Raw genomic sequence first — 17,528 nt, 5'->3', positions numbered from 1 at the left:
TATTTTTAGGCACGAGGCTAAAACAGTCCACTGGACTGTTTTACTCCTCGACAAACTGGCTGTTGTAAAGGTTGGCATAGAAGCCATTTTGAGCCATCAGAGCATCATGATTGCCTTGTTCAATGATATTGCCGTCTTTCATCACTAAGATGAGATCCGCATTTCGGATAGTGGATAGGCGGTGGGCAATGACAAAGGAAGTACGGCCTTCCATCAGTTTATCCATGGCCCTTTGGATCAATTCCTCTGTCCGCGTATCAACAGAGCTAGTTGCCTCATCAAGGATCAGAAGGGGAGCATTTTTCAACAAGGCACGTGCAATGGTTAGCAATTGTTTTTGCCCGACAGATAAGTTTACCGTATCATCTAGCAGGGTATCGTAGCCTTTCGGCAAGGTCATAATAAAATGATGCACTCCGACTGCTTTGGCAGCTTCGATAACCGCTTCGTCTGAAACATGGCTTTGATTATAAATCAGATTTTCCTTAATCGTTCCCTCAAAGAGCCAGGTATCTTGTAAGACCATACTAAAGGCATCATGAACTTCAGAACGTTTCATATTTTTGGTATCAATCCCGTCAATCAAAATACGGCCTTGATCAATGTCATAGAACTTCATCAAGAGATTGACAATGGTCGTCTTTCCAGCTCCTGTTGGCCCCACAATGGCAATTTTTTGCCCAGCCTTAGCTATTGCGGAGAAGTCATGGATAATGGTCTTATCAGCAGAATAGCCAAAGGAAACGTGCTCAAATGTGACATCGCCTTTTACAGTACTAAGTTCTTGTGCCTTATGGCTGTCCACCTCCATTTCAGGCTCACCCAAGAATTCAAACACACGACCCATCGCAGCGCTAGCTGATTGTAAGACTGTCAAACCTTGGGCAATCTGAGAAAGGGGCTGAGAGAAGATCCGCACATAGACCATAAAGGCTACAATCGTTCCCATGGTTGCATGACCATTTAGTGTCAAGGCTGCTCCTGTCACTACAACCATGACGTAACCAAAGTTTCCGATAAACATCATCATGGGCATCATAATCCCTGAAATGAATTGGGATTTCCACATACTTGTGTACAGGGCTTGATTGAGATGCTGAAACTCTTCTTTTACTGTACGACCCGCATGATAGCTAGCAACCACCGAATGCCCAGAGTACATTTCTTCTACATAGCCATTTACATTAGCAAGATTGGTCTGCTGACTTTTGAAGAAGCCCTTTGCACGCCCCATGATAATACCAACAAAGACAAAGCCAAACAAGACAGAAGCAATGGTGACAAAGGATAAGGTCACATTGGTTTTAAACATCATAATGAGGGCTGCTACCAAGAGAATACTAGAAGAAAGAACCGTCCCCAAACTTTGGTTGAGGGATTGGCTAGCCGTATCCACATCATTGGTGACACGGGATAAGGTATCACCTTGCGAATGACTATCAAAATAACGGAGAGGGAGTTTGTTAATTTTTTCTGCAATCGCCGTCCGCAACCGTTTTGAAAAATGCTGAACGATTGTTGAAATAGTAAAGGCTTGAGCGTAGTTAACCACCGCTCCAATTCCGTAAAGAATAGCTAGGGTCATCGCGATTTCTGACACCTTATCCGTATCAATTCCCGTCATCAAGCCCTTGGTGATCAAGTCTGTAATCTCGCTGAGTTTATCAGGACCAATTACCGTGATAATGCTTGAGATAATCGCTCCAATCACCGCAACGACAAAAGGAACTTGGAAGCCTTTGGTATAGGGCTTCATCTGGTTCAATAAAGAAGATTTTTTATTTTCCATTTTCCAATTCCTCCTTCGATAATTGTGAGTAAGCAATTTCTTGATACACTTCGTTCTGTGCAAGTAATTCTTTATGGGTTCCTTGACCGACTACTTTTCCGTTGTCAAGCACCAAGATTTGATCCGCATCCATAATCGTTGAAATCCGCTGTGCAACAATCAACTTGGTCATACCAGCAGTACGCTTTGCGAGTTCCTCCCGAAGAGTACGATCCGTCCGATAATCAAGAGCTGAGAAAGAGTCATCAAAAATCAAGATTTCAGGCTTACGAGCAAGGGCACGAGCAATAGCTAAGCGCTGACGCTGTCCTCCAGAAAAATTGCTTCCAGACTGGGAAACGTGGGAAGAAAGACCATCTTCTTTTTCCTCGACAAAGCTTTTGGCCTGTGCCAAATCCAAGGCCTCCCAAATCGCTTCATCACTGAGTGGACTTTCCTTGCTTTCCCCAAAGTCGATATTGCTACGGATATCCCCGAGAATAAAACAGCTTTTTGCGGAATATAGCCGACTTTGGCATGCAAATCCGCCTCACTGTAGTCTCTCACATCAACGCCGTCGAGCAGAATCCGTCCTTCACTCACATCATAAAATCGCGGAAGCAGATTGACCAAGGTTGATTTTCCAGAACCTGTTGAGCCAATGAAGGCCACTGTATCACCTGCTTTAGCGGTAAAGTTAATCTGCTCAATAACCGCCTCTGACGTATCAGAATAGCGGAAAGTCACATTTTCAAAGACGATTTGGTCTGCATTTTCTTGTCCCACTTGCGACACTTGAGGTGAAGTAATGGAAGATGTCAACTCCAAAACCTCGTTAATCCGCTTGGTGGACACCAAGACACGCGGCAAAATGATAAATAAGGCACTCATCATCATAAAGCCCATGACAACCTGCATGGCATAGGACGTAAAAACCACCATATCACTGAAAATTGACAGCTTATCTGTTAGCTCAGCTTCGTTGATAAGATAAGCCCCAATCCAATAAATAGCCAAACTCAAGCCACTTGAAATCGTCATCATGACTGGATTCATAATCGCCATTAAGCGACTGACAAACAAGTTAAGCGCTGTTAATTCTTCGTTGGCCTGAGTAAACTTGCTATCCTGATAGTCTTCAGCGTTATAGGCACGTACCACACGGATACCTGATAATCCTTCACGTGTCACACTATTGAGACGGTCAGTCAATTTTTGGACAATTTTCTGTTTTGGAAAAGCAAGGGTTACTAGAATGGTCATCATGACAAGATTGATCAATACTGCCACAATCACCGCCCATAACCAATGATTGGATTTCCCGACAATCTTGCTCAAGGCCCAAATTGCCATAATCGGTCCACGAGTCGCTACCTGCAAGCCCATGGTAAATAGAAGCTGAATCTGGGTAAGGTCATTTGTCGTCCTTGTCAGCAAACTAGGAATGCTAAACCGCTTGATTTCTGCATCTGAATAATCCAAGACACGGTGGAAAATATCCTTCCGCAAACGGGTTGTAAATCCTGCTGCTAAACGAGAGGCAATAAAGCCCACCATGACTGAACTAGCAAAGCTAGCTAAGGACAAACCCAACATTTTTAAGCCCGGTTCCCAGAGATCCGAAGTAGTCGTATCTGGTAATTGCAAAAGTTTGGTGATTTCGGACATATAGCTCGGCACTTCTAATTCCAACCAGACGGTCAAGCACACAAAAGCAATACTGGCCAAAATCATCAACCACTCTTTTCTATTTAAGCGTTTAAATAGTTTACTCATTCTTTCTCCTTTTGTTCAATTTTCTCTAAGTTTTGATGAAGTTGTCGAATGACTTTAGAGAGAACTTGTAAATCTTCTTCTGCAATTCCTTCGACCAACTGTTTGCGCAACTCCGCCCAAAAATCTCCCATACGCTGACTTTTTTCTCGAGCTGAATCCGACAGACGTACAATTTTCTTTCGCTTATCAATCGTTGACGGCTCGACAACGACAAAGCCGTTTTTCTCCATACGCTTGATGAGATTACTAGCCACCGATTTTGAAATCTTCATCTTTTGTTCAATATCCTTAATAAAGATTTCCTCTTGGTCATGCAGGGCCAAATAATGCAAGACATGCCCTTGCGGTCCAGCTAATAAATTCATGTCATATTCCTTAGCAAGGGTATGAAAAACCGTCCCCATTTTATGAGACAGTTGCTTAAACTCCTGAAGTGGATCTGTTGTCATGGTCATCTTCCTTTCCAAATTCGTTACCATGAGAACAATTTTAGCACGTCCAATAGAAAAGTCAAGAAAAAAGTTCTTATGAGAACGATTTCTTTTTGCATCCTTTTACCACGCTGTTCTACCGTTTGAATTTATAGTATACTTATCAGATAAATTCATTTATTGAAGGAGAGGACTCACCTTTATGATTCTTCATGTAGTTTGGCTAATCCCAGCCCTACTGTTTCTCGTTTCATTTTTGATAGAACCCCGCAAGCTGTTCAATGCCTATCTTTTTTTGATGACGCTGATTTTCTTTGTCGCTATCCTTGCAGGATTTTTCGTCGTACAACTCAGCTTCTGGGACAAAGAGTTCGCCATTTTCATTCTGATAGGTGGGCTTTTGCTCATTCCACTAAGCGTGATGGTATCTACCATCTACCTTCTTTTTAACGGGAAACAAATGCTGACCTTTGAAGGACGTCGATTAGCTAATCTGCTCTCATTATTTTACGGACTTACCATTCTAATCACCCTTGCTCTCCATTCCTTAAACCACTATTTCTTTATTGAAAAAATCACCGAATTATTGGATAACCTACTTCTCTACGGTAGCTTCCTCTATCTATCCTATGTCATTTATGGATTCTTTTACAATCTGTTTCCACTCACCTACCAACCTGCCTACATCATCGTGCTAGGTTCTGGTCTGATTGGAGACAAGATCCCACCACTGCTTGCCCAACGGTTAGACAAGGGACTTTCTTACTATGAAATGTTCAACAAACAACCTACTATTATCGTCTCAGGTGGTCAAGGAGCTGATGAAAAAATTTCTGAAGCCAGGGCTATGGGGTGCTACTTGCTTGACAGAGGATTGCCTGCTGATCAACTTCTGTACGAAAACCATTCCACAACAACCCTTGAAAATCTAACCTTTTCCAAGAAATTGGTCGATGAAAAACAAGGACCCTCCCCTCATTTTCTTGTTGTGACCAACAGTTTTCACTCCTTACGGGCAGGGATTTACATGCGTAAACTAAAGCTCAAAGGCCGCAGCGTAGGCTCTAAAACAGCCCTTTACTATCTCCCAAGTGCCTGGATTCGTGAAACAGTTGGACTCTTTGTCATGTATTGGAAGTGGCATGCTGTCATTATCGGACTTACTATTTTTTCTTGGATTAGTTCATTCTTTTTCTAACATCGTATACTTTTACTTTCGGAGGTTTTATGTCAAAAATTATCGCAAAACGTGTTTCGAACTACGAATTATTTTATGATTTGGTCTTCGTTTTAACAACGTCAAGCCTAGTTAATCTACTCCACAATGAGGGCGTGACTATCCGTTCTATCCTCTCTTTTATCGCTGGTAATCTGATTATCTCTTCTCTTTGGATCAATGAAACCTTTTATCTCAATCGTTTTGGGGAACAGGATCTGCTAGATATTCTTACCATTATTCCATCTATGTTTGTCATCGGGCAATTGGGGCTTCACTTCAGTATGGACTTCAAAAGTCACGCCCTTCCTTTTAATTTCTTCTCATTTCTTTCTTATATTATTATATTGTTGCAATATATCTTGAGAGGTCGAAAAATTGGTTTCAACACAAAAATACGCCAATCGATTTTATATACCGCTTCTTTAGTCATCTCATTTTTGATGGCCACCATTGCGACTTTATTTCACTACTGGACCTATGATGCTTGGTCATTGATCGTCTATTTCATCCCATTTATCTTTCCTTTTCTCGTCCGTCCTAAAGGCTTTTTTAAAAATAGTGCTAGCCTTAATTTCCCTCATGCAGTCGAGCGGGTACAATTGATTACCATTATCACCTTCGGAGAGGCAGTTATTGCGATTTTGAAGAGCTTCCAAGGACATCAACTTCTGACAGGTATCCCCTTTTTTATCGGGATGGCCTTCCTTTTTGTCTACTATATCTCTCATACTCACTTAAACCTCAACCATCACCAAATCGCTGACACCCTTCTTCTTTTTTATGCACATACTTTTCTGATACTTGCTTTAAACTTCTTTACAGTCGGTCTTGAGCTACTACCAAGCCACCATGCAGGATTTGGTCTAGCCTTCTTTCTAATCGGAATATTTCTTTTCTACCTATCCCTCCTTTCCCTAACTCCCTACTATAAGGTAGAATTCCTCATCAACAAACGAGAAAAACTAGAATATACCTTCTATCTAGTAGTGGGAAGTATTCTTCTCTTTTTCTTTCGAGAACAACTCTTTTTATTCGGACTTTTCTTTGTTCTGATGACCTATCGTATGATTTCATTAACCTTTAGACAGAAAAAATGATTTAACCGCTCTATCGAAGCAGGACAAGAAGTCCAGCTTCTTTTTATATGACCAAAATTCAGAATAATAGCTATTTTTCCTCTAGATATTTTATTCTCTACAACCACTAAAGCTACAGCAATTCTTAGATGTTCTACTCACTACATTCTAGCTATTTCTTTGCAATCACGACCGCATATTTTCATCTAGGAAATATTCATATTTTTTATAAGCAAACAAATTGACATCGTTTTCAAGGTATGCTACACTGTTATTGTAAGCGCTAACAGAAATAGATTAAAAATTTAGAAAGTACATCTAGCTAGATTTAGAGGAAAACCGTATGGATTTCAAAACAAGTAATGCTGAAGGACCTGTAGAATTCGTCAATGTCTTTGACCTAGAAAAAATGGCTCAAAAAGTCGTACCAAAAGGTGCTTTTGGATACATTGCAAGTGGTGCTGGAGATACCTTTACCTTACATGAAAACATTCGTTCCTTTAACCATAAATTGATTGTTCCCCACAGCTTAAAAGGTGTGGAGGATCCTTCTACCGAGGTTGTGTATGATGGAGATACCCTGACTTCTCCTATCATCATGGCGCCCGTCGCTGCTCACAAATTGGCCAATGAGCAAGGTGAGGTAGCTAGTGCCAAAGGTGTCAGTGAGTTTGGAACGATTTTCACTACCAGTTCCTATGCGACAACCGATATTCCTGAAATTACTCAAAGTCTCAATGGAACACCACAATGGTTCCAATTTTACTACAGCAAAGATGATGGGATTAACCGCCATATCATGGACCGGGTAAAAGAACAAGGTATCAAAGCCATCGTCCTAACCGCTGACGCAACAGTCGGAGGAAACCGTGAAGTCGATAAACGAAACGGCTTTGTCTTCCCAGTCGGCATGCCAATTGTGCAAGAATATCTCCCAGACGGTGCTGGTAAAACCATGGACTTTGTCTATCGTTCTGCAAAACAAGCTCTTTCCGCAAAAGATGTCGAATACATTGCTCAATACTCTGGACTGCCTGTTTATGTCAAAGGACCCCAATGCGCAGAAGATGTCTTTCGTGCATTGAATGCTGGAGCTTCTGGTATCTGGGTAACCAACCACGGTGGGCGTCAATTAGACGGCGGTCCTGCTGCTTTTGACTCCCTTCAAGAAGTAGTTGAAGCTGTTGACAGACGTGTTCCAATCGTCTTTGACTCTGGCGTTCGTCGTGGACAACATGTCTTTAAAGCCCTAGCTTCCGGTGCAGACCTTGTTGCACTTGGTCGTCCAGTCATTTATGGACTTGCTCTAGGTGGAAGCGTCGGAACTCGTCAAGTATTTGAAAAAATCAATGAAGAACTGAAAATGGTTATGCAGCTAGCAGGTACACAGACTATTGAAGATGTGAAGCACTTCAAACTTCGTCACAATCCGTACGACCCTGCGATGCCATTCAATCCAGATGCCTTAAAATTGGATTAAAGAGAGTGACCAAACTCTTAGAAACTAAAGAAAGACACTAAGGAACCTAAAAATCTAAAAAACTCTTAGAAAAGCGATTTGTAAGCCCCTTCTAAGAGTTTTTTATTGATACTCATGTAATTTCAAAAATAGCCATTCGATATCAACCTATTTATTTTGGCTCTTTGTCAACTGTAGTGGGTAGATGAAAAGCTAACACCTAGAGAGGACCAAATTGGTCTTCTCTTTTTTGATGTTGATGGCAATCAAAATCCGCTTTTTGAAGTTTTCAAAGTTCCGAAATCCAAAGGCATTACGCTTGATGACTTTGATGAGATTATTCGTCGCCTCAAGTTTGGCATTTGAGTAAGGCAATTCCATGGCGTTGAGAATCTTATCCTTGTCCTTCAAAAAGGTATTAAATACGGTCTGGAAAATCGGGTTGACAGTCTGCCGAGCGTCTTGGATAAGTCCAAAAAACTGGTCAGCTTGCTTCTCCTGGAAGTGAAAAAGCAGTAGTTGATAGAGCTCGTAGTGTTCTCTCAGTTCTTGAGAATAGCCGAGCAGTTTAGCGACAATCTCCTGGTTGGTTAAGTGCATGCGAAAAGTAGGGCGATAAAACCGCTTGTCACTGAGTTTACGGCTATCTTGTTGTACCAGTTTCCAGTAGCGTTTGAGCGTCTTGTATTCATGCGATTTGCGGTCAAAAGCATTCATGATTTGGGTACGGACACGGTTCATAGCACGGCTGAGATGTTGCACAACGTGGAAACGATCAAGCACGATTTTGGCGTAAGGGAGTGAAACAGTCTGGGAATAGACTGTTTCAGCCTGAGCTTAGAAATTGGAGGGCGAAGGGTTTGGCCAATTTGTAGTAAGGGCTAAACATGTCCATAGTGATGATTTTAACGCGGTTTCTGACCTGTCTAGGGTATCGTAGAAAGTGATTTCGGATGACCGCCTGCGTTCTTCCATCAAGGATAGCGATGATGTTATTTGTGTCAAAATCTTGAGCGATAAAGCTCATTTTCCCTTTCTTGAAGGCATACTCATCCCAGGACATGACTTCTGGAAGCTTAGCCCAATCCGTTTCAAACTTAAACTCATTGAGTTTTCGAATAACTGTAGATGTAGAAATGGAAAGTCTGTGTGCGATATGTGTCATTGCTTGCTTTTCGATGAGTAATTGTGCGATTTTCTGGTTGACAGCGACAGAGATTTGATGGTTCTTCTTAACAATAGGAGTTTCAGCGACCGCCATTTTCCCACATTCCTTGCACTTGAAACGACGCTTTCGAAGGCGGATAAGTAGCGGGTAGCCAGCAGTTTCTAAGTAGGGGATTTTAGAGGCTTTTTGGAAGTCGTACTTAGCCATTTGTCCTTTGCAGGAAGGGCATTTAGGGGCTGTGTAATCCAAGTGACCGTGGAGTTCTAAGTGTGTTCCCATGTCGCATTCATTAGTGATCGTGATATTTTTGTCTTTCATTTTGAGAAAATTTGTGATAAGATTTAGTTGTTCCATATGAGTCTTTCTAAATGATAGTTTCTTCGCTTTTCATTATAGGTCATATGGAACTTTTTTTCCACACTGAAAAAGGCTCCATAATCTCCATAGTGGATTTACCCACTACAGATATTATAGAGCCTTTATTTTTGCTTGAAAATGAATCAGTTTAAGTAAGTCGAAAAGGATAGGAATAAAAAATAGGTAGTTTGTGTTCAAACCAGCTAAGAAAGTCTCAAAAATGCTAACTTTGATTGTTGATGAGCATCAGCAAAAAAGTTTGAAGAAAAAGCACCAAAATGGACTTTTTCTTCAAACTGAGAGCTAGTAGGCTTTTTATGCACTTTCTTCTTTTTTAGCAAACTGACTCGTGTAGAGATCATAATAGAAACCTTTATCAGCTAGAAGACTTTCATGATTTCCTTGTTCAATGATTTGACCGTCTTTTAAGACGAGGATCTTATCGGCTTCTTGAATGGTCGACAAACGATGAGCAATGACAAAACTGGTTCGCCCTTTCATTAAATTCTTCATAGCCTTTTGAATCAAGAGTTCCAACCGCGTATCGACCGAACTCGTCGCCTCATCCAGAATCAAAATTTTCGGATCAGCCAGTAGGGCACGCGCAATCGTTAGAAGCTGTTTTTGTCCTAGCGAGATATTGCTGGATTCTTGGTTCATTTCCATATTGTAACCACCTGGCAAGGTGCGAATAAAGTGGTCCACATTTGCCGCCTTGGCTGCCGCGATAATGTCCTCATCAGTTGCCTCCAAGTTTCCAAAGCGGAGATTTTCCTTAATCGTCCCCTCGTAGAGCCAAGCATCTTGCAAGACCATCCCAAATTGCCTACGGTATTCCTGACGAGATAACTGGCGAATATCATGACCATCCACCGTGATGGCCCCATTTGTGACGTCATAAAAACGCATCAACAGGTTAATCAGGGTTGTCTTCCCAGCTCCTGTCGGACCAACAATGGCCACCATTTCCCCAGGCTTGACTTCTAGGTTAAAATCACGAATCAAGGGTTTGTTTTCCACATATTGGAAATCAACATGCTGGAAGCTAACCTGTCCAGTCAGGTCATGCGTCAACTGCTCGGTTACTTCCATCGGCTCATCTGCTTCATCGAGGACTTGGAAAATCCGTTCAAGCGATGATTTGGCACTTTGTAATGGCCCCGCTAGCTGTGTTAAGTTCTGAATAGGCTGGCTCACCTGCCAGACATATTGAACAAAGGCCTGCATATTTCCGATTGTTAAAGTGCCTGCAATGACCTGTAAACCACCAACGACTGCCACAATCAAATAGGTCAAATCAGACACCGCATGAAGAATCGGCATCATCAAACCAGAAATGAAACTAGCCTTAAAACCGACCTGCTGTAAACGGTCTGTAATAGCTTGAAAATCCTCTGTTGAGGCTTCCTCACGACCATAGAGTTTTAGGACATGAAAACCGGATAAATTTTCCTGCACAAATCCGTTCAGTCGCCCTAAAATAGCGGCCTGCTCTTTAAAATAAGGCTGGGATTTTTTTAGAATAAACTGGGCACCTAGGTAGGTCAAGGGAATGCTGATTATGACAATGATGGCTAATTTCAGATTTAAAAAGAGCATCATGGCCACCACCAGCACAATGGTAAAGATAGCATTGACCATCTGGAGCACGCTCTGTTGGAGGGCATTTGAGACTGTCTCTACATCACTGGTAAAACGTCCCAAAAGATCGCCAAATTGTTGCTGATCAAAATAAGATACCGAAATCCGATTGATTTTTCTACTTAAATCATTTCGCAAATCCGCAACCGTCTGCTGCACAGCATTGGTCATAAAATAATTAGAATAGTAGGCCCCAATCTCATAGAAAAGAGCACGAATGAAATAGAGCACCAATATCCAAAAAATATACGTCACATTGATACCAGCACCCGCTACACCTTTTGCCATGTCCAGCAGATTTTTGGTCAATTCGGTAATGGCAAGTCCCAGTACAAACGGTTCCAAGACACTCATCACGACACTTAAAATCTTGAGGAAAATGGCTACAAAAAGTGCCAGTTTATATTCTTTTAAATAGCTCCATAAACGAGCAAAGCTAGATTGTTTCATATTTCCTCCTATTCTTCGGTTAATGATTGGCTATTCAGCTGAGAATTGGCAATTTCACGGTAAATAGAATTGCTCTCCATGAGCTCTTCATGTGTCCCACGACCGATAATTTCTCCCTTGTCAAGAACGATGATTTGGTCGGCATCCATAATGGTTCCAACACGTTGGGCCACGATTAAGACAGTGGCATGGCCTGTCACTTCTTTCAAACGGCGGCGCAAAATCGCATCTGTCTTATAATCCAAGGCTGAAAAAGAGTCATCAAAGATATAAATATCTGGCTCTTTGACTACTGCACGCGCAATCGACAGGCGTTGCTTTTGTCCACCAGATAAGTTACTCCCCCCTTCTGCCAAGTGGGTTTCAAATTGCTCTTCCTTACTTTCAATAAATTCACGTGCCTGTGCAACATCTGCAGCCTGGTGCAATTCTTCCTGACTGGCATCTTCTTTTCCATAACGCAGATTTTCAGCAATGGTTCCTGTAAACAAGAGAGCCTTTTGCGGAATAAAACCAATCTTCTGACGCAAGGCCTTGAGATTGTAAGCACGCACATCCACACCGTCTACCATGATTTTTCCAAGCGTCACATCATAAAAACGTGGAATCAACTGCACTAAAGAAGATTTCCCAGAACCCGTTGAGCCAATAAAGGCAATGGTTTCTCCTGGTTTCGCCTTAAAGGAAATATTATGTAACACAGGGCTCTCTGTTTCTCCCGGATAAGCAAAGGTGACATTTTCAAATTCCAAATATCCTCGGGTTTCTGTCTCTCTTACCCCATCCTCATTTGGGTTAATCGAAATCGACATCGCCATGACTTCCTTCAACCGCTCACTGGAAACAGCTGTCCGAGGATACATGGTAAAGAGATTGGACAAAAAGAGGAATGACAAGAGGGCGTGGAAGCTATACTCAATAAAGGCGACCAAATCTCCAATTTGCAAATCTCCCCGACCAAGTGGTGCTAGGGCAAACCAGACAATGGCGACAATCATGGCAATGATAATCTGAACAAAGAGCGGTTCGGTCAAACCAGTCAATTTGAACAAACGATTGGAATTTTGAGCATAAAGGTCATTTTGCTCTGCAAAACGCTCTTCTTGAAATTCCTCGCGTGCAAAGGCACGAATCACCCGCAAACCAGTCACATTTTCTCTAGCGTATTGATTGATTTTATCCAAGGTTTTTTGTTGTTTTTCAGAAAGCGGGCGAGTCTTTACCGCCACATACCAGACCACCATGGCTAAAAATGGCATGGCAAAGGCAACTATCCAGGCCATAGAGGGACTAGTCAAGAAAATCATCATCACACTTGATAGCATCATCAACGGAGTAATGACCCCTAATTTCAAGACCTGCTCTGCAAACTGCATTAACACAAAGGCATCACTGGTCATCCGAGTGACCAAAGATGAAACCCCAATTTGCTCATATTCATGATGAGAATATTCCTGCAACTTGCCATAGAGATCGTTACGCATATCCCGTACCATACTGGTGGTTAATTTACTAGCTGCGTAAGACAAAACGATACGCCCCATGGTTCCTACTACAATCACCGCCAACATGACAAAAGCCCAATAAGAGAGCCGCGTCTGGTCACCTTGGTTAATCCCCTCATCAATCATTCGTGCTAGAACTGTAGGCAGACCAAGATTGACCACTACAAAAAAGATAGCCCCAATTAAATCCAAAACCAACCATTTGGGGTACTTTTTCAAATAAGACCAGATATAGTTCATTTTTCCTCCTTTTCATACTCATTAAAAATCAGCTTCTTTCGTCCTTAACTCACCTTGTTGAACTGTTGAAAAACGTAACAACTTTCCTTATTTCCAGATTGAGAGTGAAAAAACATAAAACGATCAAAAAGAAACTTCGATCTTTAGTTTCTAAGCTCCAGCCTCTAGCTTGTTCATTTTCAGGCTTTGGAGTTTAAAAAGCGAACAGGTTCCTGCATCAATCTGTCTTTACTCATTTTAATGAGAAAGACTGGACTTGGATCCAGTTTCTCTTTCAACTACTTACGGTTTCGCTACCAAGTCAGATAGTGATTTTATAGAGTATCACAATAAGAAAAAAGCACTAGACAGCACTTTTTCACTTTATTTTACTTCAGTATAACAGAGTTTTTAGGGAAACTCAACTGTTCGACCTTCTGAAAGTCTTCTCTCTTTCACCGGTTCAAGGAAGCTGTTTTCATACTTAATGAAAATCAACGTTAATATTTTTGCTACTTTCTTAGATGGTTCAGGCATAGATTATCTATTTTTATTACTATTCATCTCATTTGCTAAAAAGCATCCTATTTGACTCACTTAGGCTACTCCATTCTATAGTAAAAAATAAGTAGTTATAGACAAAATCGCCATTTTTGAAATGAAATGAGTATCAGTTAAAATCCTTCGACATTCGTATAGACTTTTTGGACATCTTCATCATCTTCTAAAACATCATACAATTTTTCAAAGGTTGCTAAATCGTCACCGTCTAGAACAACTTCTGACTGAGGAATCATTTCTAATTCTGTCACTTGGAATTCGCTAATGCCTGCTTCACGTAAAGCCACAAGAGCTTTGTGCAAGTCTGTTGGGGCAGTATAAACTGTAATCGTTCCTTCTTCCGCTTCCACATCCTCTACATCAACGTCTGCTTCGATCAATTGCTCAAAGATGCTGTCTGCATCATCACCCGCAAAGACAATCACTCCCTTGTTGTCAAACAAATAAGAAACCGAACCACTTGCTCCCATATTTCCACCATTTTTACCGAAAGCCGCACGGACATTTGCTGCTGTACGGTTCACGTTTGAAGTAAGGGTATCCACAATCAGCATCGAACCATTTGGACCAAATCCTTCATAGCGACCTTCTACAAACGTTTCGTCTGTGTTTCCTTTGGCCTTGTCAATGGCCTTGTCAATGATGTGTTTTGGTACTTGTGCTTGCTTAGCACGGTCAATAACGAATTTCAAGGCTGTATTTGTTTCTGGATCTGGATCACCTTTTTTCGCTGCAGCATAGATTTCCACACCGAATTTAGCATAAACTTTTGAGTTTGCTCCGTCCTTAGCTGTTTTTTTGGCTACAATATTGGCCCATTTACGTCCCATGAGGAACCTCCTACATTTTTTTCAATCGGTTTATTATACCATAAGATTCCCTATTTGAGAAGATTTTTGCTATTTTTCAAGTATACAGTTGACTTATATAGTATAACGATATATAATAAAACTATACAGTTAAGCGATACAAATAGAAAAGAGCAACCATGAAACGAAATCAATACCTTCCTCTGACCGAGACAACCTACTATATCCTGCTGGCCCTCCTCAAGCCAAATCACGGATACGCCATTATGCAGGAGGTCGAAAGCATGAGTGACGGTGATGTACGCATCGCAGCAGGCACTATGTATGGAGCGATTGAAAATCTGCTCAAGTTGGGCTGGATCATCGCCGTCCCCAGCACAGACAGTCGGAGAAAAATATACCATATCACCCCGACAGGAAAGAGCATTCTAGCACTCGAAACCGAGCGCATACGAAAGCTGAGTACTCTCGCTAGCCGTTTTGATTTTTAAGGAGGTTTCTTATGAAAAAGCATAAAGTCTTTGTAACAATCCCAAATGAAGAAAAGTGGATTAACCAAGTTCAATCCAAAGGCTATCGATTGATCAAGGTCAATCCTTACACTGCCGCTTATACCTTTGAAAAAATCGAACAACCAGCAGATATTCCTATCGTTCGGATTGACTACCGGAAATTTCCCTCCAACCAGGATTATCTCGACTATTTATCTCTCTTTGCAGAATGTGGTTGGACCTTGATTCCTGGTAGTAACTGCGAGAGCTATCAGTATTTTACACATGCTGACAATGACGGTAACACAGATATTTTTTCAGATGACGAATCCCGCAATGCCCTCTACAAGCGTGTGAGACAGCAAGCTCTGACTTTTTTTACTATCTTTATAGCAAACTTCACCATTATCTTCCAACTCAGCTCTCATCACCAGAAAAGCGTTTGGAACCTCAAAGAACTCTATCTAACTCCTGGCCTATGGGAAAAATCAGGTCTTGACTTTTGGCTAGCTTTCCTATTTGAAACTCCCATTGTCTTCTTTCTACGAAGCATGTTCCCTGCTCTCATTATTTTAGGAGCTGCTCTTTTTTACCTCTATATGGCCTATAAAAATAAACCACAGAAAACAAAATAGGGATCAAAAACCAGCAAGAACACGATGTCATATTTTTTGCTCGCTACTCATTTATTTATTTTACACTTAAGCAAAAGCAATAGCCATTTTTATCTACTATAAACAGACTAATACTCGTCAAAAAACAAAATCTGACGTCGTTAACTCGCCTTGCTAAAAAAATCAGAGCGGTCGGCACTGTACCACCTAATCGAATACAAAATTTAGAATAAACAGCTATAAAACCGAATGGTGGAAACCTAGTCTCTTCTGAGAACCTACCACCATTCGGTTTTTATGATATTATTTTTGTTTCAGTAGGCCAAGAGTAGCTCTATGTCGGCTGTATCATATCCAAATCAATAACCTCATCATAGTAGGCGTTGACATGCTCTGAAAGTCTATGAGAAATATGAATCAAGGTTATATAAGGAATTCCTGTCAAGTATTCCTCTATCTGCTGAAACATGGCACTATCCAATGCAGATAGACTCTCATCCAAGAGAAGTACTTCTTTTTCCTCTAACAATGATCGGATAAGGAGCAGACGCTGTCGTTGACCTCCAGATAGACTACTTTCATCTGAAATCATTTCCTCCAAAGAATCACTATCGGGGAAACGTTCCCGTAATCCGACCACTGCTAGCAATTCCAATAGCTTGTTATCTGATACTGATGCTCCTAAGGTTAGATTATACCGCACGCTATCTTGAAATAAATGAGACTTCTGGGAAATGTAGGCTATTTTATCCTGAATAAACCGGTAGGAAAGAGTAGCAAACGACGTATCATTTAAGAAAATAGTGCCTGTTTGAATCGGTATATTCTTTGTTAATAGAAGAGCCAATGTTGATTTCCCGCATCCGCTTTTTCCTGTAATAAGATACTTTTTCCCTTTCTCAAAACGATAGTTAACTGATTGAAACAAGACGTGCTCAGCATTCTGATACGTTAGATTTTGAAACTCTAGGGTGTTAAATTCTTGATTTTCTTTCACTTCATCAAGTGCAAAAGCGATCTCATCGTCTCTTGCAGGTTGCAATCGTTGCTGAATATCTTTCACCGCATGGAGGTCTAAAAAAGCATTTGCGATACTATTGATTGGATCAACCAATTGCTCTGATATGGTTAAAATAGCTGTCAACCCACCCAAGGTCAAGACACCTGAAAAAACTTGAAAACCACCTATCAAAATGATGAGAATAGTCGTAGCATAGAAGATAAGACCAACTACTATTCGCATGGTAGTGGTTGTCCATGCCGACTGCTGTACTGCACGATTGATCATACTATACCGTCTCTCAAGCTCCCTCATCACAGCGGGATAATAGGTCGCATTTTTTACATTCAAGTATCCTTCTAGAATATCTGATAACCGAGTATTGTAAATAGCTTGTGTATCTGATACGGTATTTTGAAGATGACGCGAGCGATTCCGATAAAGATAGGGAATAATGACTGGTAAAAAAGATGTGATAATCACAAAACTAGCCGTGAGAAAGTCCAAACTTAGCAGTGCAAAACTAGCTAGTACGAAAGAACAAACTCCTTGAAAAATAGTAAAAAGTGAATCATAATAGTTTTCTTTTACACGTTCAATATCATTATTCACTTCAGACATATAGTGACCTGATACATGCTTTGTATAGTCATCGTAATCTTTGGTAAAAATATTCCCCAGAAGAGTCGCATGTATCCTAAAACCAATCTGATTTAAATAGATAATATTTAACAATTGCCGACTATACTCGAAAAATAACATCACCACGACGGTCAATACCATCAAAAAAATACGTTCTAAAAATAGATTCAACTGTTGCTGTGATAATGTATCAATGACCCCACGATATTGGTACAAAAAGCCAATATTTAAAAGAGAAACCATAAAGATACATAGCAATGTCAGCCAAAAATATTTATTTTTCATCTTGTACCCCTACTACTTTATCTATTTCTTCGCAAATATTTTTTGTTGATAAACCAA

Annotated in this window: 11 protein-coding genes and 2 pseudogenes; 5 read left to right on the top strand and 8 right to left on the bottom strand. The window is 40.9% G+C overall.

The features are described 5' to 3' along the window. Positions 1-40: 40 nt before the first annotated feature. The 3 genes and pseudogenes from A4H00_RS06305 to A4H00_RS06295 all read right to left on the bottom strand — a co-directional run bounded on the left by A4H00_RS06305 (position 41) and on the right by A4H00_RS06295 (position 3,993). Complete coding sequence (locus A4H00_RS06305; RefSeq protein WP_067088267.1) at positions 41-1,789, bottom strand: ABC transporter ATP-binding protein; 1,749 nt, start codon at positions 1,787-1,789, stop codon at positions 41-43. Next, positions 1,779-3,544: pseudogene (locus tag A4H00_RS06300) on the bottom strand (ABC transporter ATP-binding protein). The gene A4H00_RS06305 and the pseudogene A4H00_RS06300 overlap by 11 nt, the downstream one beginning before the upstream one ends. Continuing rightward, positions 3,541-3,993, bottom strand: coding sequence for a MarR family winged helix-turn-helix transcriptional regulator (locus A4H00_RS06295; RefSeq protein ID WP_067088265.1), 453 nt, complete (start codon positions 3,991-3,993; stop codon positions 3,541-3,543). The pseudogene A4H00_RS06300 and the gene A4H00_RS06295 overlap by 4 nt, the downstream one beginning before the upstream one ends. Before the next feature lie 184 nt (positions 3,994-4,177). Here A4H00_RS06295 and A4H00_RS06290 point away from each other — a divergent pair, with 184 nt between their 5' ends. The 3 genes from A4H00_RS06290 to lctO all read left to right on the top strand — a co-directional run bounded on the left by A4H00_RS06290 (position 4,178) and on the right by lctO (position 7,750). Continuing rightward, complete coding sequence (locus tag A4H00_RS06290; protein ID WP_067088264.1) at positions 4,178-5,173, top strand: YdcF family protein; 996 nt, start codon at positions 4,178-4,180, stop codon at positions 5,171-5,173. Positions 5,174-5,202: 29 nt separating this feature from the next. Then, positions 5,203-6,291 carry a low temperature requirement protein A gene (locus A4H00_RS06285; RefSeq protein ID WP_067088262.1) on the top strand — a complete coding sequence of 363 codons (1,089 nt, stop codon included), beginning with the start codon at positions 5,203-5,205 and terminating at the stop codon, positions 6,289-6,291. Positions 6,292-6,613: 322 nt separating this feature from the next. After that, a complete protein-coding gene (gene lctO / locus A4H00_RS06280; RefSeq protein ID WP_067088260.1) occupies positions 6,614-7,750 on the top strand; it encodes an L-lactate oxidase in 1,137 nt (378 codons plus the stop codon). A 192-nt stretch (positions 7,751-7,942) separates the two neighbouring features. On the opposite strand, the pseudogene A4H00_RS11480 reads toward lctO, so the two are convergent. From A4H00_RS11480 to A4H00_RS06255, 4 genes and pseudogenes are all read right to left on the bottom strand, one after another. After that, positions 7,943-9,251 (bottom strand): annotated as a pseudogene (locus A4H00_RS11480) (transposase). A 318-nt stretch (positions 9,252-9,569) separates the two neighbouring features. Further along, complete coding sequence (locus tag A4H00_RS06265) at positions 9,570-11,345, bottom strand: ABC transporter ATP-binding protein (protein ID WP_067088254.1); 1,776 nt, start codon at positions 11,343-11,345, stop codon at positions 9,570-9,572. A gap of 8 nt (positions 11,346-11,353) precedes the next feature. Further along, positions 11,354-13,090 (bottom strand): ABC transporter ATP-binding protein, encoded by a 1,737-nt coding sequence (locus tag A4H00_RS06260; protein WP_067088252.1) that lies wholly within the window; start codon positions 13,088-13,090, stop codon positions 11,354-11,356. A gap of 653 nt (positions 13,091-13,743) precedes the next feature. Further along, a complete protein-coding gene (locus A4H00_RS06255; protein WP_067088250.1) occupies positions 13,744-14,460 on the bottom strand; it encodes a YebC/PmpR family DNA-binding transcriptional regulator in 717 nt (238 codons plus the stop codon). Between the two features lie 158 nt (positions 14,461-14,618). Between A4H00_RS06255 and A4H00_RS06250 the strand changes: the two genes are divergently transcribed. After that, positions 14,619-14,930, top strand: a complete 312-nt coding sequence (locus tag A4H00_RS06250; protein ID WP_067088248.1) for a PadR family transcriptional regulator — start codon at positions 14,619-14,621, stop codon at positions 14,928-14,930. Between the two features lie 11 nt (positions 14,931-14,941). Then, positions 14,942-15,565 carry a DUF2812 domain-containing protein gene (locus A4H00_RS06245; RefSeq protein WP_067088246.1) on the top strand — a complete coding sequence of 208 codons (624 nt, stop codon included), beginning with the start codon at positions 14,942-14,944 and terminating at the stop codon, positions 15,563-15,565. Positions 15,566-15,878: 313 nt separating this feature from the next. Here the strand turns inward: A4H00_RS06245 and A4H00_RS06240 are convergent, their stop codons facing one another. Continuing rightward, positions 15,879-17,471, bottom strand: a complete 1,593-nt coding sequence (locus tag A4H00_RS06240) for an ATP-binding cassette domain-containing protein (protein WP_067088243.1) — start codon at positions 17,469-17,471, stop codon at positions 15,879-15,881. Between the last annotated feature and the right edge of the window lie 57 nt (positions 17,472-17,528).

The organism is Streptococcus marmotae (assembly GCF_001623565.1).
Lineage (GTDB): Bacteria > Bacillota > Bacilli > Lactobacillales > Streptococcaceae > Streptococcus > Streptococcus marmotae.
Note: the sequence above shows the minus strand (reverse complement) of the source record. Positions and strands in the feature narration are given on the sequence as shown.

Bases quoted from the DNA above. Each gene is read 5' to 3' on its own strand.
- A4H00_RS06250 (WP_067088248.1), top strand. From the start codon at position 14,619: ATGAAACGAAATCAATACCTTCCTCTGACCGAGACAACCTACTATATC.
- A4H00_RS06245 (WP_067088246.1), top strand. From the start codon at position 14,942: ATGAAAAAGCATAAAGTCTTTGTAACAATCCCAAATGAAGAAAAGTGG.
- A4H00_RS06285 (WP_067088262.1), top strand. From the start codon at position 5,203: ATGTCAAAAATTATCGCAAAACGTGTTTCGAACTACGAATTATTTTAT.
- lctO (WP_067088260.1), top strand. From the start codon at position 6,614: ATGGATTTCAAAACAAGTAATGCTGAAGGACCTGTAGAATTCGTCAAT.
- A4H00_RS06240 (WP_067088243.1), bottom strand. From the start codon at position 17,471: ATGAAAAATAAATATTTTTGGCTGACATTGCTATGTATCTTTATGGTT.
- A4H00_RS06255 (WP_067088250.1), bottom strand. From the start codon at position 14,460: ATGGGACGTAAATGGGCCAATATTGTAGCCAAAAAAACAGCTAAGGAC.
- A4H00_RS06260 (WP_067088252.1), bottom strand. From the start codon at position 13,090: ATGAACTATATCTGGTCTTATTTGAAAAAGTACCCCAAATGGTTGGTT.
- A4H00_RS06265 (WP_067088254.1), bottom strand. From the start codon at position 11,345: ATGAAACAATCTAGCTTTGCTCGTTTATGGAGCTATTTAAAAGAATAT.
- A4H00_RS06290 (WP_067088264.1), top strand. From the start codon at position 4,178: ATGATTCTTCATGTAGTTTGGCTAATCCCAGCCCTACTGTTTCTCGTT.
- A4H00_RS06295 (WP_067088265.1), bottom strand. From the start codon at position 3,993: ATGACAACAGATCCACTTCAGGAGTTTAAGCAACTGTCTCATAAAATG.
- A4H00_RS06305 (WP_067088267.1), bottom strand. From the start codon at position 1,789: ATGGAAAATAAAAAATCTTCTTTATTGAACCAGATGAAGCCCTATACC.